Source organism: Acinetobacter sp. UBA6571 (assembly GCF_002434085.1).
Taxonomy (GTDB): domain Bacteria; phylum Pseudomonadota; class Gammaproteobacteria; order Pseudomonadales; family Moraxellaceae; genus Acinetobacter; species Acinetobacter radioresistens.
The window spans coordinates 44357-64636 of the sequence record NZ_DJJJ01000050.1; the positions used below are offsets into that span (position 1 = coordinate 44357).

Sequence of the window (20280 nt, forward strand, 5' to 3'; positions counted from 1 at the left end):
AACCAAAACGCTAGATTTATATTTGAACTATAGGCATTTCAGGTTTCAGGACAATAAGCTGTAGTTTCAAGCTGTTTTAGAAAAGTCGAAAAACCTTGAGGTGTACGGGCTATTAAGCGGCTACTGGTCATGACCCTTACCCGGTTACTCCATATCACCTTGTATTGCAGGTTTAACATTCTTTTCACCAGACCTACATCCTCATGACAGGTTAGTGCTCCAAACCCGCCAGACTTGATATAGGCCTCGGCACTAAAACTCAAGTTGGCGCCATGAATATGTCGATGATCCATATCATCACAATAATGCTGCAGATAGCGCTGCCGGGTAAGTGACGACAGATGTTGCCAGCTATCTACCTCAACCACGCCACAGATTACATCAGCAGGCTGATGCAATAGCTGCTGCTTAAGCCAGAAGCGGTCTACTTTCGAATCTGCATCAGTGCAGGCAATCCAGCGGGCACCTGTAGCAATGAGAGTGCGAACACCCAGATCACGGGCATGGCCTACACAGCGCACTGCACACTGCAAGTAGTTTATACCTGCACGTTGTACCAGTTTCAGAGACTGATCGGTACAACTATCTAGCACCACCAAAACTCTTACCTGAACGGAAGCCGGCAGTTCATCTACAGCCTGTTGAATGGCCAGCAGGCAGTCAGACAGATGCTCTTCCTCATTATGGGCAGGAATGACAATGCCAATCATGTTAGTCCCTCCTGATGTGCCAAGCTACCAGACTCTGTAGTCCAGAGGTCGACCAGAAAATCCGGATCATCTAACCCAAGATAATGATAAAGTTTCAGGTGCTGCTTTAACAGCTGATGGACTAAATTCCCGTTTAAACTAAACCCGTCAATTGGGTAACGCCAGTGACAGCACAGCAAAGTACCGGTGTCATTTAAACTCCGTTGTACCCATTCAATCAGCTGTAACAGTTCATTCTCATTTAAATAGTAAGCAATCTCGCTAATCACGATGAGATCAAATTTTTCTTCAGGACACTGCTGGGGAATCCGTTTCTGCTGTATATCAATATGTAGCTGTCCTTTTAAGCGCTGCCGGGCCAACTCGACTGCTTTGCTGTTTGCATCCAAACCAAGCAGTTCGTCACAGCGGCTGGCCAGCTCTTGACTAAAAACCCCATTGGCACAGCCAAGTTCCAATATGCGTCCGTACCTTTGCCGGGGTAGCAAGGCCAGACAAATCTGCCGTTTGCGCTGTTCATACCAGCGCTGGGTATAACCCCATGGGTCATCATTATAATGATAGAGTGTATCAAAGTAATCCTGTTCAGGCATGTATATAAACCTCGCAGGGCATCAAGATTCGCTCTACCGTATGTGAAGATAAAATAGGTGCCTGTCCGGTACTTGGGTCTGTTTCAAGCTGGCTTTTAAAGCACTGAATCGCCTGTTTCTTGAGCCTGAGCTGTGCGGCTGTCAGTTCCAGCTTGCAGGCAGATTTCCAGGGAATACGGTTGTCCTGTGGCCTGGCCCAGTGCCATGACCAGATCAGGACTTGATAACAGCTAAGCTGCTGTTGATCTGCCAGCCGCTGTACAGTTTGACCAGTTGCTTCATGATCAGGATGACCATCCTTTGCAAATGTACACACCAGAATATCATCAGGTCTGACCAGCTCTTTTAGAGCAGCATACAACTTTTGCTGCTCAGCAGTCACTTCACCATCTGTCAGCTGCAGTGCAATCCGGTTTACCCGATTCTGCACGCCTAATACTTTAAGCGCATTCAGGCTCTCTTGAGGCCGCAGCTGATCCAGCTGCTGTGGTGTATAAAGCTGTGAGTCCGGATGGCTTTGTGTACCATTAGTCACAGCCACCAGCAGAATTTCACGTTCCAGTGTACTAAGCTGCTGTATCAGGCCAGCACATCCTAAAATTTCATCGTCTGGATGCGGCGCTATAATCAGTATACGTTGCCCTGCCGGAAAGGCTTGCTCAGGGACAAGCGTCTGTAATGACTGTAACCCGCTCCATTGCTGCCAAGCCCGTTTGGTCGTGCCATTTCCATAAATCAGGCGGTCTCCTACCGGACTATTTATAACATCCATGCAGTGTCCTCCATAACCGAACGCTCACCAATCTGTTCCAGATCAAAAGCCGCATGGCTTTGCCTTAAAAAAACCGGTAAATCTGCTGCCATTTGGGCAAACATGGTATTTTCACAGAAAGGTCGTGCTCCCAATGCCTTACCAACCAAGTCCAGAACCTTTTGTGCAGTCTGCTCAGTCTGAATACGCAACATCCGAATAATCAGCTCGTGACTTTGCGCAGGATGCTGATCAATTTGTGCTGCTACATATTTGAAATATTCACGGGTAGTAGCTAACGCACTATTTACTTCACCTAGATACATTAGCCGAAAAGTATTGGGTTTCTCCTGACAGGCCTGTTGTAATGTATGGGCCAGACGGGTAGCCGCACCATACCAGCAAGCTGCCACACCAGCAGCACCATGCCAGAATCCTGATCGGTCTAGATATTGTCCGGGCTGCCCTACCGTTTGTGCAACAACTTTATTAAAACTGATTTTTGCAGTCTGGGTATAAGCCATTCCTATAGCATTCCATTCACTATGGTCGATGCAAATATCTGGCTGGTGCATGTCAACAATTAACAGCTGTGAATTATTCTGTGTATCCCGATAGGTCATGAGTCCATAATCGACCAGCCCTGCACCCGAACACCAGTACTTATTACCTGAACATTGCCCATTTTGGTAATAAAGTGGTTGTATGCCACCCTCTGCAGCCCAGACAGCATAGACTCCCACAGGCACCTTGCTGTAACCAAGCTCATGCAAAATACTCAAAGCATCCAGATGGGATTCAAACCATTTCACCAGATTCAGGTTAGTTGCCGCGACTTTTGCCAGAACTTTCCAGCGTTCATACGTCTGGCCGCTTGCAGGATGAGGAATTTCGCTACTCAAATTGCAAAGTTGCTTAAATGTCGTGATCAAACTGTCTGAAAGATGAGAAGAATCCTGCTCAAACTTGGTCAATATAGTATTCAGGGTGGTCATAAAACTCCCAGATATAGCTGTATTACTTTAAAAAGAACACAGCGAGCTCAATGATTATGATGAATTTTTTATAATTAAAAACTTATAACATTGAATAACTTGATACTCATAGAGGTCTTATACCTTTCATTCAGTCAGGTTCTGTAAAAAAATATTATTAAAAGTAACTTACTCAGTAATTATTTTTATATCCGGTTCTGTTGATATTCAGGAACGTGGTTGGAAAATAAAACCATGATGAACCTCGTCTTTTAATGTAGCGGTTTTCAGTCAGGCTAAAAAAAGCTAATATGTACGGTCAGCTGATACTTATCTCTGATCTTCTTAAGCCCTTCGATTTTCTTAGGCCCTTCCTAGTGAGAGAACCATGCGCCAATATCTAGACCTTTTACAACATATCCTTGAACATGGTGGTGATAAAGGTGATCGTACCGGAACAGGTACTCGTTCTGTATTTGGTCATCAGATGCGCTTTGACCTCTCTAAAGGCTTTCCACTTTTAACCACAAAAAAGGTCCATTTTCGCTCTATCGTCGTTGAACTGTTATGGTTTTTAAAAGGCGATACCAATGTGAAATATTTACAGGATAACAAAGTAACAATCTGGGATGAATGGGCAACAGCTGAACAAACTGCCCGCTTTGGGCGTCCTGCCGGAGAACTGGGACCAGTCTATGGACATCAATGGCGTAACTTTGGTGCGACCCAGAATGAAGATGGCAGTTATCAGCAAAACGGGTTTGACCAGATTTCCTGGCTAATTAATGAGATCAGAACCAATCCGAATTCACGCCGGCTCATCGTTTCTGGCTGGAATCCTAAAGAAGCCAGCCAGGTTGCATTGCCACCTTGCCATACCCTGTTTCAGTTTTTTGTACAAAATGGCAAATTGTCTTGCCAGCTTTACCAGCGCAGTGCCGATGTATTCCTGGGTGTACCCTTCAATATTGCGAGTTATGCCCTGCTCACTCATATGATTGCTCAAGTCTGTGACCTTCAAGTTGGTGATTTTGTCTGGACCGGGGGTGATACACACCTGTATGCCAACCATTTTGAGCAAGCCAGATTACAGCTGGGCCGTGATCCGCTAGAACTGTGTCAGTTAAAACTGAATCCAGAAGTAAAAAGTATTTTTGACTTTAAATTTGAAGATATTGACATTATAAATTATCACTCGCATCCTGCAATCAAGGCACCGGTGGCTGTATGAGTTTTCAAGGCTTAGAAGTTGTACATGTAGTTGCGATGGACCAGCAGCGCTGTATTGGCAAAAATAATGATCTGCCTTGGCACATTCCAGCTGACCTCAAGCATTTTAAAGAGATTACTCAGGGCGGTGTAGTAATCATGGGCCGCAAGACCCTGGAATCCATGGGACGTGCTCTACCTAAACGGGTCAACTGGGTAATTACCCGTGATCCAGACTGGTCGTTTGAAGGTACCAAGGTTGCACATAGCATCGAGGATGCTCTAGAACAGGCCATCACTGATGTGAAAACCAGTGAAAAACCTGAGAGTTTATTCATCATTGGGGGTGGAGAAATCTTTAGACAGACGCTGGAGATAGCTGACCGTCTGGAGCTTACTCATGTTAAACTAAATGTGCAGGGTGAAGCTTATTATCCTGAAATTCCTGAATTTTTTAAAAGGATTCAAAGTACGCCACAAAAAGATGACAAAAGCGGAATTGAGTTTGAGTTTGCAACCTATCAGAAATAGAAGGGACTCAGACTGACTTGACCACTTATGCACAATATTGGAAAGCGTGATTTTTTTATTGCTCTAGGCAAAGGGTTACTGCATTTTATCTTTAGCTTGTTTGTTATTCTTTCATCTATCTGGTTATGTCTGGCACTCTGGGTTCAGGAACCTGTTAGCTGGCTGGTTACCCGGATTCTGATCGGAAGCTGGATCGCTTTTGCGCTTAGTGTGCTTGGTATTTATGTCAGCCAGCATTTTTTTAGCCGCCGTATAAATAGTATCATTTATATCTTGTGTTTTATGAGCGCCCTGTCTTGGTATATAGGACTGGATGCCCGGCAAGACCGGGACTGGAACCCGGAAGTTTCCCGACTTCTTGAATACGAGCGTCAGGGTGATCAAGTAACCTTACATAATGTCCGTAACTTTGCTTGGGAAGCAGACGGTAAAGTCCATGAGCGCTGGAAAACCCGGCATTTTGATTTAAACCAGATTACCGGAATTAATATCATCACCTCTTACTGGATGGGTCCACAAATTGCTCATACCCTGGTCAGTTTTGATTTTGCCAATCAGGAGCCCCTTACCTTTTCTATTGAAATTCGTAAAGAAAGAAATGAAGAGTTTTCAGCGATTGGCGGTTTTTTCAGACAGTACGAACTGAGCCTGGTGGCCTCGGATGAGCAGGATATTATCTATACTCGCAGTAATATTCGTCATCAACAGGTATATTTTTTTCCCATCAGGATGAGTGCCTCGGAACGTAAAGCTCTTTTTTTAGAATATTTAAAGACGGCAGATGAACTGCGGGCAGAACCGCAGTGGTATAACACTCTGACCAGTAATTGTACTACCATCATTTTTGATATGGTTCAGGCAATTAACCCGTATCAGTTACCCAAAGATTATCGGCTGCTGGCTTCAGGCTATCTACCAGAGTATTTGTATGATCTGTATGCTCTAGATCATCAATGGAGCATTCAGGAATGGTATCAGCATGCGCATATTAACCCGCGCACTGAACAGATCAGTCAGAATCCTGAAAAGATTCAACAGTTCTCTCAACTGATGCGTCAGGGTTTACCCTCACCTCAGCCTTGAAAAGTGAGACTTTACTCATTTTATTTAGAAAATACACCTAAAGCTACATATTGAAGCTAAATTTTGCGTTATGTTTTTACTTTAATGTCAATAACATAATAAATGATGAGAACGCTAAAATGTTTAAACAGATTTTAATGGCGAGCGTGATAGGCAGTTCGGTTCTATTTACTGCATGTACGAATATGCCTGATCAAGGCAATACTACTGTCGACGTTGTTCAAGCACAATTATTGGATCGCAACTGGACCGTAACATATATCGGCAATACCGAGATTGTTAAAACTAGCCAAGCTGTCCAGACTCTCCCAAGCCTGATGCTTGAATCAGCCACACAACGTTTTAGCGGCACTGATGGCTGCAACCGGATTATGGGTAGCTATCAGCTTACCAATAAAGGACTGGTTTTTGGCCAGATGGCATCCACCCGTATGGCTTGTTTAAATCCGAGTAACCAGCAGGTTGCTGCAGCTTATAACGAGGCTCTCGCTAAAGTAAGCGCTTATCAGGTCTATCATAAAACCTTAAAGTTACTCGACCGTCATGGCAATGTAGTAATGCAGCTTAGCAGTCCAGCTCCACTACGCTAAAAATTGAATAGATTGATTTGCCCGTTTAGACGGGCTTTTTTACGTCTGTTGCACACAAGCTCTATTGTAGCTCTATGAAAATTTATTATAGTGGAGGAAATCTATTCAACAGGATAAGACTATGCAACAGGCATTATTTGGAGGCGGCTGTTTCTGGTGTGTTGAAGCAGTTTTTCTGCAACTCAAAGGTGTAGAAAAAGTCGTCAGTGGCTATGCAGGCGGTCATACTGAGAATCCGGATTATGAAGCCGTATGTAGCGGACAGACACATCATGCCGAAGTCATTCTGGTAGAGTTTGATGAGCAGCAGATCAGCTATCAGCAGCTACTTGAAGTATTTTTTGCCACTCATGACCCAACTACGTTAAACCGTCAAGGCAATGACATTGGTACACAGTACCGCTCAGTGATTTATTATTTTGATGAAGAACAGCAGCAACAGGCACAGCAGATGATTAATGCGCTCAAAGCTGAGGGTTTAGATATTGTGACAGAACTGAGTCCGGTACCTACTTTTTATGAGGCTGAAGAGTATCATCAGAATTTTTTTGCCAAAAACCCTTCCCAAGGCTACTGTAACTTTATGATTCCTCCAAAACTGTTAAAGTTGAGAAATAAATTCCAGGATTTACTCAAATCTGAATAAAAAACATCTATAAAAAAAGCGGCTATACTGGCCGCTTTTTTAACGTTTTTACTTTAATTATCACTAACGAAAGCAATATCGCTGAGCCCGGCTTCGCTCGCACGAGACATTACTTGCGCTACAGTGTCATACCGTGAGTCTTTATCTGCTCTTAGCTGAACTGTGGGTTTACGTTCAGCTTGTCCAGCTTCTGCAAACCGGGTTTCAAGCTCTTGAAGACTGATCATCTGATCATTCCATGCCACCTGATTCTGGGCATTGATACTGATTGTAATCGCCTCAGGCGGCGGATCGATAATTTCTGCTGTAGTTTGTGGCAGATTTAATGGAATTGATGGGTTGGCAACGGTTGCTGTCACCAGAAAGATGATCATCAAAACCAGCATAATATCGATGAGCGGAATGAGATTCATCTCATTCATGCCAGCATCGTTATCTTCACCCAATTGAAAAGCCATTAAGCCTGACCTCCAGCATATTGCTGCTGTGCAGCATTATTTACTTCTGTTTTAGATACATTACTGTCCTGCTGTAACATAGTATCAATCAGCAAGCTATGTGCCTGATCTTGCAGGTCATGAGCAAGTCCACGATTGAAACGTACTGCAATGTTGTAAGCCAGTACTGCAGGAATCGCTACGGCCAAACCAAGTCCTGTCATGATCAAGGCCTCACCTACTGGTGTTGCAACCTGAGCAAGACCGGCCTGGCCACTCTTACCTACGGCCACTAGGGCATGAAAGATTCCCCATACTGTACCGAACAAGCCAACAAATGGTGCAATAGAAGCAATAGTCCCCAAGACTGCCACACCTTTTTCTGCAGAAGCTTTCTCTGCAGAAATCTGGCGCAGTAGAGCCTGTTCAGCGACTGCCTTACGTTGCTCAAAACCGAGTGGTGCCAGTTTGGTTTTAAGTTTAGCCAAAGCCTGCGAGAGTTGAGCATAAGCTTGCTGTTTAAGTTGGCGGGTACCCATCAGACGTAAAATAAAGATGGTCCATGTCGCAATCGACATTGCCAAGAGCACGAAATACAGTGTTTTGCTGACTGCATCCGCATGTTGCCAATAAACTGAAAAGTTCATACTCGAACTCCTGAAAATGTTAGCCGTTAGGATTCAATGTTAATTCAAATGGCTGCTCGGCCCGGATCGGATAAGCTACACCATTTTCTTTATACGGTTTGAACTTTGCACTACGCACTGCGCGTAAAATCTTTTCATCGAGTGCACTAATCCCACTTGATTTGGTAATACGGGTCCGCTCTTTAATAATAGAACCTTTTTCATCCGCCTCTATATGTACCACAATTACCCGGGTTTCACCCTGCAAGTCTTTATTACTATAAGACGGTTTTGGCGAACGGCTCCACTGTACTCCTGCTCCGCCAATTGAAACAGTTTTTGGAGACGGTGGCGAAGGCGGAGCCGGTGGTGCAGCAGCAGGTGCGGGTGGTGGTGCAGCTGCTGGTGCCGGTTTAGCTATTTTAGTTTCTGAAACTGTTGTGGTAGCTACAGGTGAAGGCACTGGTGGTGTTTCTACCGGTTTCGCAACAGGTTTAGGTGCTTCAGCTTTTTTCACCTGCTGAACCTTCTCAACCTTTTTCGGTGGCAGAGGTAAAGGTTTTTCAACTACTTTTACTTCTTTAACCTCTTTTGGCTTGGCAGGTTCAGCTTTTTTTGGCTCAACCTTTGGTTTAGGTGGTAAAGGTTCAGGTGGCTGCTGGATCTTGACAAACCGGACCTGTAAAGGTTCTTTTTCAATCGGTTTAAGATCAGCAGTTTTAAGATGGCTCACACCCCAAAGCACACCGATATGCCCGACCATTACCACGGCTAAAGCTGCGACAATTTTCTTTTTCATCGGGTTAGAGGGGGGCATACTGGACACGGAGGAATGACTCATAAGAATCTGTTACCTAATAGATTGCTTTACTTCAATACAACAGGAGAAGAAGATAAAGCTCATCGGTTAGCACAATGAAAGTATCGCAATAATAAATGAGAAGTGTTTTCATTTGCAACCGTTATTTAATTTATTTTAACCACCCTTCTAATTCAGTAATAAAAAAAGGCATATCCCTAGATATGCCTCTTTTTAGTCAGACTTTAATTAGTTTTACTGAAAAACAACAGTCTTGTTGCCATCTACAATAATACGGTCTTCAAGGTGCCATCTCACTGCTCGCGCCAGTACGTGGCGCTCTACATCCTGACCAAGCTCACGCAACTGCTCTACTGTAAAGTCATGGCTCACCCGTTCTACATCCTGCTCAATTATCGGACCCTGATCCAGATCAGCAGTAACATAATGTGCTGTAGCACCAATCAGTTTTACACCTTTGTCATAAGCTTGCTGATATGGATTGGCTCCTACAAATGCTGGCAGGAACGAGTGATGAATATTAATAATTTTCATCTCCCATTTGCTGACAAACTCTTCGTCCAGAATCTGCATATAACGTGCCAGTACCAACAGATCATTGCCCTGCATCAACTCATCAATCTTCGCATAAGCTTCACGCTTGTTTTCTTTATTGACGGGCACCACTTCAAATGGAATACCAAAGTTCTCTACTGCTGAACGCAGGGTCTCATGATTAGATACCACCTTGGTAATTTCACATGGCAGAGCTCCGCGGGCATGACGCCATAGCAGCTCAAGCAAGGCATGGTCGACTTTAGAGACTAAGATACCCACTTTTTTCACATCACTAACAAAAGCCAGACGCCAGTGCATGTCATAACGCTGGGCTACATTCACAGCAAAGGTCTGGATCAGTGTTTCCTTCCGGGTCTGCAAATGTTCAAGTTCAAACTCAACACGCATGAAATATCGACCGCCCTGCGCTTCAGTTGCATATTGATCAAGTGCGGTAATATTTGCTCCCTGATGATACAAAAAGCTCGATACAGCCTGCACAATGCCCGGCTTGTCTTCACAAGTAATCAGGAGTCGTGCTGTATTGGCAGTGGTCATGTTCATGTCGGTTGATATCGCTTATAAGTCAAATTAAAAACAAGCCGCATATTCTAGCGCGTTTTTACGGCGGGCAGAATACTTATGAAAAAAGCTGCATGCTATTTTGCTGAAGACAGGCTGGCAAACAGTTCTGAAGAGCCGAAGGTTTCAAGCAGACGCTCATAAGTCTCACGACTTTCTCCCATCAGGTATGGCCCTTCCAGAAAGACCATCTGGCGCAGCGCCTGCCATACCCATTTTTCTTCAAGATGGTTGCTGTCACTGATGTGGCCAGACATATACAGGAAATTGGTCCAGTTGGTCAACACAATCCACAGGTTAATAATGAGTGCCTCAATTTCTGAAGCAGTCATTTTCATTAGCCCCGCATCGACAAAAGCCTGATAAATTCTCTGGCCCTGCTGCATGACCTGGCCGGCAAAGCGTGGATACATCTTTCTAAAGTCATCATTGTTTTCGACCAGATGATAAACATCCCGATGCAAAAAGCGGTATTCCCATAACTGGCTGCTAAGGACCTGAAAATAACGAATCTTGTCATTGGCATTCAACTGACGGTCATCTGGCAGAGACAGCATGTCGAGTGTCTCTTTCTGGTATTGTTCCATCAGTTCCTTAATAATTTCCTGCTTGTTGCGAAAATGGTAATACAGATTACCTGGACTGATTCCTAATTCGGCTGCAATATGGTTGGTGGTTACAGAACGCTCTCCACGCTCATTAAAGAGTTGCAAACTGATCTGCAAAATCCGGTCTTTAGTTTTCACGGTCTTGGAGTGGGACATTCTTAATAACCATCTATTTCAAAAAGTTAGTGGACTAACACATAAAGTGACTTGACTATTTAGAGCATTTCCTCTAAAAAATTAAATATTAGATTTTATTTAATGGTAGCGTGTCATGAATAGTCAAACAAAAACAACTCAAATGACTCCACATTCACCTGATATTCAGCATATGCAAGACTTGCTTGAACATCAGAGATTGGCGTATCAGCGTCATCAGGTACCTTTGGCCAAAGAACGTATTGACCGCCTGTCCCGTTTAAGACGCGTACTGGTAAAATATCAGGACCAGTTTGCAGACGCAATCAATCATGATTATTACAACCGTTCAATTGGTGAAACTAAAATTGGCGAGCTGCTGACCTGTCTTGAACATATTAAATATTATAGCAAGCATTTAAGCCAGTGGATGAAACCATCTAAACGTCATGTTGCCATGATTCATCAGCCTGCCAAGGCATGGGTACAATATCAGCCTATGGGCGTGATCGGCATTATTGCACCTTGGAACTATCCCCTACTTTTATCCATAGGCCCATTAATCTGTGCATTGGCAGCAGGCAACCATGCCATGATCAAGATTTCCAGCGCGTCTTCAAATTTTGGCCAGATTCTGGAAAGAGCTCTGGCAGAAGCCTTTCCGCAAGATCTGGTCGCAGTAGTCAATGGAGGTGGGCCTATTTCAGATGCTTTTAGCCATCTGCCTTTTGACAAGATTATTTTTACCGGCTCAACCGCAGTGGGTAAAACTGTAATGGCAGCAGCAGCTGAAAATCTGGTGCCAGTCATTTTAGAACTGGGCGGCAAGTCGCCAGTGGTAGTACACCCTTCCATGAATATGAAAGATCTGGCACAGCGGATCGCTGTGGGCAAACTCTGGAATGCCGGACAGACCTGTGTTGCACCAGACTACATGTTTCTACCCAAAGGTAAGACAGAGGAGTTTATAGCAGAATTCCGTACGATTGCCACGACTATGTATCCTCATTTACGTGATAATCAAGATTACACCTCCATCGTAAATGACAAGCAATACCGCCGGGTACAGAGTTATTTAGATGATGCGCGTGAACAGGGTGCGCAGATTGTGGAAATTAATCCAAAAAATGAACTGCTGGAAGATGTCTATAAAATTGCACCGACCCTAGTGACTGGGGTCACCAGTTTTATGCAAATCATGCAGAATGAAATTTTTGGGCCGGTACTACCCATCATGGAATATGATCAGATTGATGAAGTGATTGAGTTTATTAATCAACGTCCACGCCCACTTGCGTTATACTATTTCGACTATGATTCAGCACGCGCTGATTATATCGCACAGCGTACGCATTCCGGACATTTTGGTATGAATACCGTATTAACTCACGTTGCTCAGGATGACTTGCCTTTTGGTGGGATCGGGGCCTCCGGTATGGGTAAATATCATGGACCGGAAGGCTTCTTCAGTTTGTCGCATGAACGTTCAATGATGTCAAATTCCAAGCTCTATAGCTTAAAATTTATTCTGCCACCATTTAACAAGCCGCTCTACAAATTGATTTCAAAAACACTGTTGCGTTAAATGATCAAGGCATGATCTATCACACCAGATCATGCTGTGTTTTAACCGAATTCGCTTGTCTTTTAATCGGATTTTTGGTATAAAACGCCCCTTGAATGAATTCATCCGTTTATTTTATGACTGGCCACACATTTGCTGCTGGCTAAATCAATGGAGTTCCACCATGTCTAAGGTTTGCCAAGTTACCGGCAAGCGTCCAGTCGTTGGTAACAACGTCTCACACGCCAACAACAAAACCAAGCGCCGGTTCGAGCCGAACCTGCACCACCACCGTTTCTGGTTAGAAAGCGAAAAGCGTTTTGTACGTCTTCGTCTGACCACTAAAGGTATGCGTATTATCGACAAATTGGGCATTGAAAAGGTTGTAGCTGATCTTCGTGCTCAAGGCCAAAAGATCTAAGGAGTCATTGCAATGCGTGACAAAATTCGCCTAGTTTCGTCTGCTGGTACTGGTTATTTCTATACCACGACTAAAAACAAACGTACAATGCCTGAAAAAATGGAAATCAAAAAGTTTGACCCAAAAATCCGTCAACACGTGATTTTCAAAGAAGCTAAAATCAAGTAATCTTGATGAAGCGCCAAGAAACGATCTCCCTAGAGGTCGTTTTTTTTTGCATTTTTTTTGCTTGACTTGCTACACTTTTTATATCAATAGATTTTGGCATCTTTTGTGCTTTATTTTTATTATTTTCTTTTCACCTCCATCTTTAAGGAGTAGGTAGTGCCTCATGACGTAGATCTCATTATTTTACTGGCAGTCGGTTTTGGTATTGCTCTGATCTTTGGCTATATTGCTGCCCGTCTACGCCTTCCTCCCCTGATTGGCTATCTTATTGCCGGTATCATTATTAGCCCCAACACCCCAGGTATGGTGGGTGATATTCAACTGGCCAACCAGTTAGCCGAACTTGGTGTAATGTTTCTAATGTTTGGTGTGGGCATGCATTTCTCGCTTAATGACCTGCTTCAGGTTAGGCGAATTGCTGTGCCAGGCGCAATTTTACAGATTACAGTAGCAACACTGCTGGGAATCGGTATTAGCATGTTATGGGGCTGGAGTTTCGGCTCAGCTCTGGTCTTTGGTTTAAGTCTTTCCTGTGCCAGTACAGTCGTTTTACTTAAAGCACTGGGTGACCGTGGCCTGCTCGAATCAGTCAACGGCAAAATTGCTGTAGGCTGGCTACTGGTTGAAGATCTGGTTATGGTACTGGTATTGGTGCTGCTTCCTGCTACTGCAGTGCTTTTAGGCGGAACACCACTATCTGATGGTAGTGGCGATGAAAATATCTGGCTTACTTTAGGTCTGACTTTACTTAAAGTGACCGGTTTTATTGCTTTTATGCTGATTATTGGAAAACGCCTAGTCCCAATGATTATGCAGTTTGTCGCACGTCTGGGTTCTCGTGAACTTTTTACTTTAACTGTGGTTGCTGCGGCAGTTTCAATTGCTTATGGCTCATATGCGGTTTTCGGCGTATCGATGGCACTGGGAGCTTTCTTTGCCGGTATGGTAGTCAAGGAATCAGATTTTAGTCATCGTGCTGAAGAGGAAACCTTACCACTGCGTGAAATTTTTTCGGTACTGTTTTTCGTTTCAGTTGGCATGTTATTCGACCCTCGGATTCTAGTCGAAGAACCTGTTCACATTTTAGGTGTAGTCGCCATTATTATGATCGGCAAGACACTGGCAGCGATGGCACTGGTCCTGTTCTTCCGTTATCCGATTAATACAGCCCTGACTGTCGGTGCCTCACTGGCACAAATTGGTGAATTCTCTTTTATCCTGGCCACATTAGGCTTATCTTTAGGTCTGCTTAGCCTGGAAGGCCAGAATCTGATTTTGGCAGGGGCCCTCATTTCGATTAGCCTGAACTCATTTATTTTCTCTGCCATTGAACCAGCACAGCGCTGGATTCGTGAACGATCTCATTTAGCCCGGCTACTGGAGCGTAGCGGTGACCCGCTTGCGATGCTACCGGATGAAGTATCTCAGGATTATCTGCGCGACCAGGTGGTAATTGTTGGGCATGGGGAAGTTGGCCGTCGCATCACTCGCACTTTAATGCAAGAGAATATCAAAGTTGTTATTGCTGAAGAAAACCGCGAAATAGTAGAGAAATTACGTGAGCGGGGTATTGCTGCGGTCAGTGGCGTTGCAACTGAGCCTGGTGTATTGATACAGGCCCATATTATGCATGCACGACTGTTAGTATTGTCGCCCATGGACATTGTAAATGTGCATCGTATTATCGATATTGCCAAACAGCTAAATCCACAGATTCAGGTACTGATCTGTGCGGAAAGTAAGGAAGAGGCTGAAGTTATCCGGGCAGAAAATATTGGCGAGGTATTCTTTGCCAAAGAAGAAATGGCTAAAAATATGAGTAATCATATCTTGAACCAGATCGAAATTGCGCACCATACAGCCCCGACACACTAGTTAAAATGTTTAAAAAAGCGTACTTTGATGTACGCTTTTTTAGTATAAATTCTAAGTTTCCAGTGCTTACTAGCTCAGGTATTTTGGTTTTTCATCAATAACCTGAGCCTGCCACTGATTAACCTGTTTTTCAAGCAAACCAAATAATGCGGCCTGTATCATATGCTGTGCTACTACAGCAGTTTCATCACCAAGCAAGGCTTTAACTTCATCATTAAACTGGATTTTAACCAAGGGTTCTTTTTCTGAACCTGCATTGCGCAATGCCAATTCACCACCTTCGAGCTGTACCAGTTCCAATACTGCTTCCTGATTACCAAATAATTTTTTCAACTGTTGTATAGACATAACTCCTCCATGCTCCGACATGGTGGCAAAGCATTGATACTTTGCATCTCGAAATATTTATATAAGAGCGGGTCAATCAAATTTCAAGTCTATCCAATAGACCCTTTTAGAACTCAACCATTTCATTACGAAAACCATCAATCAGCTGGGTCAGTTCACGGTGCCATTCCCGCAGAATTTTAACATCTGGCAACCAGCTTTGTGGGCCTTGGGTGACTTTAATAATCAGATTGGATGAGGTCTCTTCTTCAGGTACAGGAGCATTAGGTTCAGGTGCATACTGGCATAAGCGATAAGCCCGCTTAAGCTCGGCAATAAAGCCATGTTTGGCCAGTTGCTGCATAACGACCACTTCAGGCGAAACCTGTCCTTTATCTGCCATCTGTTCCTCAATTGACTTTAAGGTAGGCTGTGAATCATTTAAGCGGTAATAACGGGCCAGTTCCTGTAAAAATGCCAGTAATGAACCATGCAGATGAAACACAGCAGCCTCACGATAAGCCTGTGCCTGCTGTACATGCTCAATCTGCTCTGCCTGCTGGCAAGCCAGACGTGCAAAATAGAGTTTCTGGTTAGTACGGTCAGCATGAAAGCGGGCAACACGGGACATGAAAAGTCTTCCTAAATTTTGTTTTTACTTACAAGATTAAGATAAACAGAATTAGCCGGGATTCACAATAAGAATTATGGATGAGTAACATAACCTGGATAGATTTTTTCTTTTGAATGATATGACTACATTGCTCTATAGTAATATTTTATTGATCGCTATCCATCTCAGCCAGAGAGTATTCTTCCACAATATAGGGTATATCAGATTTACTCCAATTATTCCAAGTATAAAAAAGGAGCATTATCTGCTCCATCTTTATTTAAGCCTTAGGCTTGTCTTCCGCAGCTTTTACGCGAATACCATGACCATGCAGTCGCAAGGTATTGAGACCCTTGATTGCTTTTACAGCTTCACGCCCATGTGGCATTTCAACAAAGGCAAAGCCTTTAGACTTGCCAGTTTGTGCATCAAGTACTAGCTGGCAGGAGTCAACCGTACCATAGGCCTTAAACAGCTCTAGCAGTTCAGCTTCAGTGACGGTACGTTCCAGGTTGCGTACTAAAATTTTCATAAATTACCTTTTCCAGCGGCAGGTATGTAACATCAAAAAGTATATGCCTATTCTACTTTTCGAGTGCATTAGCACAATCTGACTAGTTTAATCGAGATCTATACCAAAACCTAAATTTATTGCAGCTGAATTATTCCAGCGTTTTTGCACAAAACTGCGCGATGACGGTTGATGGATCTGCACATCGACCAGTGATTCAGGCAAGTCATTTAAAAAATAACTTTCAATGATACGGCCCTGTTCATCATATTTATCTTGTGCCCAGCTACTGAATTCCTGCTTGGTCAGAATCAGCTCATCCTGCGCCCGGGTCAATGCTACATACAGAACACGGCGCTCTTCTTCTACTTGGTCAAAATCACCCTGTGCACGAGCATGTGGATACTGACTTGGTGAAACATGAGGAACGTAACAGACTTTTTGCTCTGCTCCCTTGGCAGAATGGATAGTAATCAGGGTAACCAGATCCTGATCAGTGCTACGCTCCACTTCTGACACCGAAATAGGCTCCAGTACATATTCTTCAAGAAAACCGGCCAGGCTGTTATGTTTACGGGCTAATTGCTTGACCAGATCAAAGTCTTTCAGACGTCTGGACCATTCTTTGTTTTTGTAATTATCTTCTAGCTGTTCAGAGAGTGCTTCTACAGCAAGACTGATACAAACCTCGACTTCATGTTGTAAAACATCTAGCTGTTTCATCATCAGTATTGCTTTAAGTTCTACCCGGCCATGCTGTTCCAGCCGCTCACAACGCATATCAATATCAGACAACTGAATCAGTTCATGAGCGAGCTTGCTGGCACCTACATCTCCTACACCATTCCAGAGCGTCAGAAAACGCATCCAGGCAATATCATCCTGTGGATTAGCTACCACCCGCAGCATGCTCAGCATATCTTTTACATGCGCAGATTCAAGCAGTTTTACCCCACCCACAAATTTATAGGGGATATTGGCATTGATTAATGCCGCTTCCAAATGCCGTGCAGTAAAAGAAGAACGTACCAAAATCATATGCTCATACCACTGGGCGCCTGTGTATTGACGCTTGATCAGATCTTGAGCGATCCAGTTAGCCTCTTCAAATTCATTACTGAACAGGTGCAATTGTGGTTTTATTCCGCGGCCTCGAGCGGCAATCAGATGTTTATCGTAATGAAGTGGACTTTTATCAAGCAGCCAGTTAGATAAATCCAAAATCTCCTGAGTAGAGCGGTAATTAAAATCCAGATTTAATACCTCGGCATCAGGCACATGTTCTTTAAAATGATGGATATTCTCAAAATCAGCCCCCCGAAAGCCATAAATCGACTGTGCGTCATCACCCACACAGAATAGTTTGATTTTACCCACCAAGGGCTGTAGTAAAGCCCATTGCAGCGGATTAGTATCCTGCATTTCATCAACCAGCAGAACTGAACACAGTCGGGTTACCCAGTTAACCAGTGCTTCTGAATGTTGTAAGTGCACCGCTACAATTGCCAGAATATCATCATAGTCCAGAAAATTACGCTCACGCTTTCGCTGTTCATAAGCTTGCATGAGTTCAGCGATCTGTGCCTTATGTTCCAAAGCATCTGGCCATTGCTGTGCAATTGCTTCACTCAGTTTGTTCCGGGTATTACGGGCATATGAATAAATATCACAAAGCTGTGCTGCCTTGGGCAATACACTCTCTTTATCTTTGCCACGTAACAGCCGGAACATCAGTATCTGGTCATCACGGTCAATAATACTGAACTGGCCCAGTCCAAATGCCTGAGAATTACGGCGCAGCAGGTACATACAAAAGGTATGGAATGTTGAGGCACGCAGACCCCGGGCTTTTGCTCCGAGGTGCTGCTCTACCCGAGTGACAATTTCACTCGCAGCACGACGGGTAAAGGTCAAGATCTGAATCTGGTCAGCGGGTATACCCTGATCAATCAAGTAAGCAGCCCGGGCTACAATTGTTTTGGTTTTGCCACACCCGGCACCCGCCAGGACCAGACAATTCTGGGCAGTGGTGGTAGCCGCCTGTTTCTGTTCTAGATTTAACTCATCAATCAGGGTACTTAAACTCATGCTATCTGTTCATCCGCACTTGAAGCACCAGTTTAGCAGAGCCAATATAGAAAGGCAGGCTCATCTACCCTGCTTTTCAGCCAGTTTTAAAATACGACCGATATTTTCGCAAGTACGCTCCAAATTAATGGCTCCATTTTGGCAAGCTGCGATAATATCGCTGCACTGGTCCAGAATTCCGAAAATTGCAGTAAAACCTTCTTCATACAGAGTGTCAGCTTGTGGGCCAATACTCCCCGCACAGGCGATCACAGGTTTACCATACTGTCGAGCCAGACGAGCGACTCCCACCGGAGTTTTACCAAAACAGGACTGTTCATCCAGTCTCCCTTCACCAGTAAAAATATAGTCAGCCCGGGCAATATATTTTTCCAGCTGGGTTTCCTGTATAACCAGTTCAACACCTGACTGAATCCGGGCACCCGTAAAAACTAACAAGCCAAATCCAAGCCCCCCTGCCGCACCTGCGCCAGGAACTTCGCGTTTTCTCAGGTTTAACTGCTGTTCTACAATATCTGCAAAATGGCTGAGGTTATGATCTAGTTGTAAAACCATATCAGGCGTAGCACCCTTTTGCGGACCAAAAATATAAGAAGCTCCCTGCGCTCCAGTTAACGGGTTATTGACATCACTGGCAATAATAATTTCTGTAGACTTCAAGCGTGGGTCCAGTCGAGACCAGTCGATTGTTTTTACCCGATCAAGTTCCCTACCCCCTAAAGATACTTCATGGCCATTATTATCATAAAAATGTACACCTAGTGCCTGCGCCATACCTGCTCCGGCATCATTAGTAACACTCCCACCGAGCCCAATAATAATTCTGGATACACCTAATTCCAGTGCCAGACGAATCATCTCACCAGTACCATAGGTTGTGGTTAAAATCGGGTTACGTTCTGCCGGAGTAAGCAGATGAATACCATTGGCTTTAGCCATTTCAATCACAGCAGTCTGGCCAGCATCGATAAGACCAAAATAGCTTTCAACTTTCTGGGCAGGTAGAGGACCCGTGACCTGACATTTAACTTGCTGTCCCTGAGCAGCGGCAATCAGTGTATCTAATGTACCCTCTCCGCCATCTGCCATAGGAACTTTTATAAACACAGCTTCAGGAAATATTTTACTGAGTCCGTTTTGCATGGCATGACAGGCTTGTAGTGCAGTCATACTTTCTTTAAAAGAATCAGGAGCAAGTACAAAGGTAGGTGCCATAAAGTTTTCTTTTTGTGGATAAATTTAAACTTTCAATGAACAGAAAGAGGCTTATGTCTCTTTCTTGTTTTAAACATCTGCCGAACTTTTTGGAATACGCTTAATCGCAGCTGCCAGTGTTAAATAGTTAACTCCCTGAAAAAGGATATCGACAGCCAGAAACAAGCCTAACACCCAAAACGGCGCATCGGGCGACATCAAAATGATAATACCGGTAGCCAGAGTCAGCAGCCCGGAAAGCAGGATCCAGCCCCAGCCTATTAAGGGTTTTAATATAAAAGCATTTACACTTCGAATTACGCCGGCAATGATCAGAAAAATAGCCAAAATATTGGTCAGGACAATTGCTGTTTTAACTGGTGTACTAAAAGCATAGTAACCGGCTACCAGATAAAGAATTCCAAACAGTGCCCACAGCCAGCGTGAACCGCCTCTAAAAATTTTAAAGGCAGCAACAAAGTGCAAGATACCGCCTATCATCATCAAGATACCGAACAAAAATATTACGGACAACGTTGCGAAAGGCAAGGAGGCTAATAGTAATATTCCGAATAGCACCAGAAGGATACCAATACCTAAATACCATTTACGATTTTCATGTAATTGATGCCGGATGAGATCATTGCCTACAGTTTTCATTTTCATTACTCTTCTAGTTATTAAGTC

At 43.9% G+C, this 20280-nt stretch carries 24 protein-coding genes; 9 read left to right on the forward strand and 15 right to left on the reverse strand.

From position 1 onward, the window contains the following. Positions 1–38: 38 nt before the first annotated feature. The 4 genes from B3X18_RS09240 to B3X18_RS09255 are packed head-to-tail and all read right to left on the reverse strand — an operon-like array spanning position 39 to position 3049. On the reverse strand, positions 39–710 hold the full coding sequence (locus B3X18_RS09240) for a glycosyltransferase (protein ID WP_005023329.1): 672 nt from the start codon (positions 708–710) through the stop codon (positions 39–41). Beyond that, the gene (locus B3X18_RS09245) at positions 707–1303 is read right to left on the reverse strand and encodes a class I SAM-dependent DNA methyltransferase (RefSeq protein WP_005023325.1); all 597 of its coding nucleotides are present in this window, start codon (positions 1301–1303) and stop codon (positions 707–709) included. Before B3X18_RS09245 ends, B3X18_RS09240 begins: the two co-directional genes overlap by 4 nt. Next, positions 1296–2075 carry a PIG-L deacetylase family protein gene (locus B3X18_RS09250; RefSeq protein WP_005023323.1) on the reverse strand — a complete coding sequence of 260 codons (780 nt, stop codon included), beginning with the start codon at positions 2073–2075 and terminating at the stop codon, positions 1296–1298. The genes B3X18_RS09245 and B3X18_RS09250 overlap by 8 nt, the downstream gene beginning before the upstream one ends. Beyond that, complete coding sequence (locus tag B3X18_RS09255; protein WP_005016625.1) at positions 2063–3049, reverse strand: acyl-CoA/acyl-ACP dehydrogenase; 987 nt, start codon at positions 3047–3049, stop codon at positions 2063–2065. Before B3X18_RS09255 ends, B3X18_RS09250 begins: the two co-directional genes overlap by 13 nt. Before the next feature lie 367 nt (positions 3050–3416). Between B3X18_RS09255 and thyA the strand changes: the two genes are divergently transcribed. The 5 genes from thyA to msrA all read left to right on the forward strand — a co-directional run bounded on the left by thyA (position 3417) and on the right by msrA (position 7087). Beyond that, positions 3417–4259, forward strand: coding sequence for a thymidylate synthase (gene thyA, locus B3X18_RS09260; protein WP_005023318.1), 843 nt, complete (start codon positions 3417–3419; stop codon positions 4257–4259). After that, positions 4256–4768, forward strand: a complete 513-nt coding sequence (locus B3X18_RS09265; protein ID WP_005023315.1) for a dihydrofolate reductase — start codon at positions 4256–4258, stop codon at positions 4766–4768. The genes thyA and B3X18_RS09265 overlap by 4 nt, the downstream gene beginning before the upstream one ends. A gap of 27 nt (positions 4769–4795) precedes the next feature. Next, positions 4796–5851: a DUF4105 domain-containing protein gene (locus B3X18_RS09270; RefSeq protein ID WP_005016631.1), complete on the forward strand. Its 1056-nt coding sequence runs from the start codon at positions 4796–4798 to the stop codon at positions 5849–5851. A 119-nt stretch (positions 5852–5970) separates the two neighbouring features. Continuing rightward, on the forward strand, positions 5971–6441 hold the full coding sequence (locus B3X18_RS09275) for an META domain-containing protein (RefSeq protein ID WP_005016633.1): 471 nt from the start codon (positions 5971–5973) through the stop codon (positions 6439–6441). Between the two features lie 121 nt (positions 6442–6562). After that, a complete protein-coding gene (gene msrA, locus B3X18_RS09280) occupies positions 6563–7087 on the forward strand; it encodes a peptide-methionine (S)-S-oxide reductase MsrA (protein ID WP_005016635.1) in 525 nt (174 codons plus the stop codon). Between the two features lie 53 nt (positions 7088–7140). On the opposite strand, the gene B3X18_RS09285 is transcribed toward msrA, so the two are convergent. From B3X18_RS09285 to B3X18_RS09305, 5 genes are all read right to left on the reverse strand, one after another. Further along, on the reverse strand, positions 7141–7545 hold the full coding sequence (locus B3X18_RS09285) for an ExbD/TolR family protein (protein ID WP_005016638.1): 405 nt from the start codon (positions 7543–7545) through the stop codon (positions 7141–7143). Then, positions 7545–8171, reverse strand: a complete 627-nt coding sequence (locus tag B3X18_RS09290) for a MotA/TolQ/ExbB proton channel family protein (protein WP_005016640.1) — start codon at positions 8169–8171, stop codon at positions 7545–7547. The genes B3X18_RS09285 and B3X18_RS09290 overlap by 1 nt, the downstream gene beginning before the upstream one ends. A gap of 19 nt (positions 8172–8190) precedes the next feature. Beyond that, positions 8191–8991 carry a TonB family protein gene (locus tag B3X18_RS09295; RefSeq protein ID WP_005016642.1) on the reverse strand — a complete coding sequence of 267 codons (801 nt, stop codon included), beginning with the start codon at positions 8989–8991 and terminating at the stop codon, positions 8191–8193. Positions 8992–9204: 213 nt separating this feature from the next. Next, positions 9205–10071 (reverse strand): formyltetrahydrofolate deformylase, encoded by an 867-nt coding sequence (purU, locus tag B3X18_RS09300; RefSeq protein ID WP_005404562.1) that lies wholly within the window; start codon positions 10069–10071, stop codon positions 9205–9207. 95 nt (positions 10072–10166) lie between these two features. Further along, on the reverse strand, positions 10167–10853 hold the full coding sequence (locus B3X18_RS09305; protein ID WP_005016645.1) for a TetR/AcrR family transcriptional regulator: 687 nt from the start codon (positions 10851–10853) through the stop codon (positions 10167–10169). 115 nt (positions 10854–10968) lie between these two features. On the opposite strand from B3X18_RS09305, the gene B3X18_RS09310 reads away from it, so the two are divergent. The 4 genes from B3X18_RS09310 to B3X18_RS09325 all read left to right on the forward strand — a co-directional run bounded on the left by B3X18_RS09310 (position 10969) and on the right by B3X18_RS09325 (position 14860). Beyond that, positions 10969–12417 carry a coniferyl aldehyde dehydrogenase gene (locus tag B3X18_RS09310; RefSeq protein ID WP_005016647.1) on the forward strand — a complete coding sequence of 483 codons (1449 nt, stop codon included), beginning with the start codon at positions 10969–10971 and terminating at the stop codon, positions 12415–12417. 163 nt (positions 12418–12580) lie between these two features. Beyond that, on the forward strand, positions 12581–12817 hold the full coding sequence (gene rpmB / locus B3X18_RS09315; protein WP_000048256.1) for a 50S ribosomal protein L28: 237 nt from the start codon (positions 12581–12583) through the stop codon (positions 12815–12817). A gap of 12 nt (positions 12818–12829) precedes the next feature. Next, entirely contained in the window at positions 12830–12985 is a 156-nt protein-coding gene (gene rpmG, locus B3X18_RS09320; protein ID WP_001205031.1) for a 50S ribosomal protein L33, read from the forward strand. Positions 12986–13141: 156 nt separating this feature from the next. Continuing rightward, positions 13142–14860, forward strand: coding sequence for a cation:proton antiporter (locus tag B3X18_RS09325; RefSeq protein ID WP_005016649.1), 1719 nt, complete (start codon positions 13142–13144; stop codon positions 14858–14860). A gap of 69 nt (positions 14861–14929) precedes the next feature. Here the strand turns inward: B3X18_RS09325 and B3X18_RS09330 are convergent, their stop codons facing one another. The 6 genes from B3X18_RS09330 to B3X18_RS09355 all read right to left on the reverse strand — a co-directional run bounded on the left by B3X18_RS09330 (position 14930) and on the right by B3X18_RS09355 (position 20253). Next, a complete protein-coding gene (locus tag B3X18_RS09330) occupies positions 14930–15208 on the reverse strand; it encodes a hypothetical protein (protein WP_005016657.1) in 279 nt (92 codons plus the stop codon). A 106-nt stretch (positions 15209–15314) separates the two neighbouring features. Then, positions 15315–15818 carry a DUF6586 family protein gene (locus B3X18_RS09335; RefSeq protein WP_005023301.1) on the reverse strand — a complete coding sequence of 168 codons (504 nt, stop codon included), beginning with the start codon at positions 15816–15818 and terminating at the stop codon, positions 15315–15317. Between the two features lie 262 nt (positions 15819–16080). Then, positions 16081–16332, reverse strand: coding sequence for an RNA recognition motif domain-containing protein (locus tag B3X18_RS09340; protein WP_005016663.1), 252 nt, complete (start codon positions 16330–16332; stop codon positions 16081–16083). Between the two features lie 87 nt (positions 16333–16419). After that, complete coding sequence (locus B3X18_RS09345; protein ID WP_005023296.1) at positions 16420–18399, reverse strand: ATP-dependent helicase; 1980 nt, start codon at positions 18397–18399, stop codon at positions 16420–16422. 60 nt (positions 18400–18459) lie between these two features. Then, positions 18460–19614: a glycerate kinase gene (locus B3X18_RS09350; RefSeq protein ID WP_005023294.1), complete on the reverse strand. Its 1155-nt coding sequence runs from the start codon at positions 19612–19614 to the stop codon at positions 18460–18462. Between the two features lie 69 nt (positions 19615–19683). After that, complete coding sequence (locus B3X18_RS09355) at positions 19684–20253, reverse strand: HdeD family acid-resistance protein (protein WP_005023291.1); 570 nt, start codon at positions 20251–20253, stop codon at positions 19684–19686. Positions 20254–20280 lie beyond the last annotated feature (27 nt).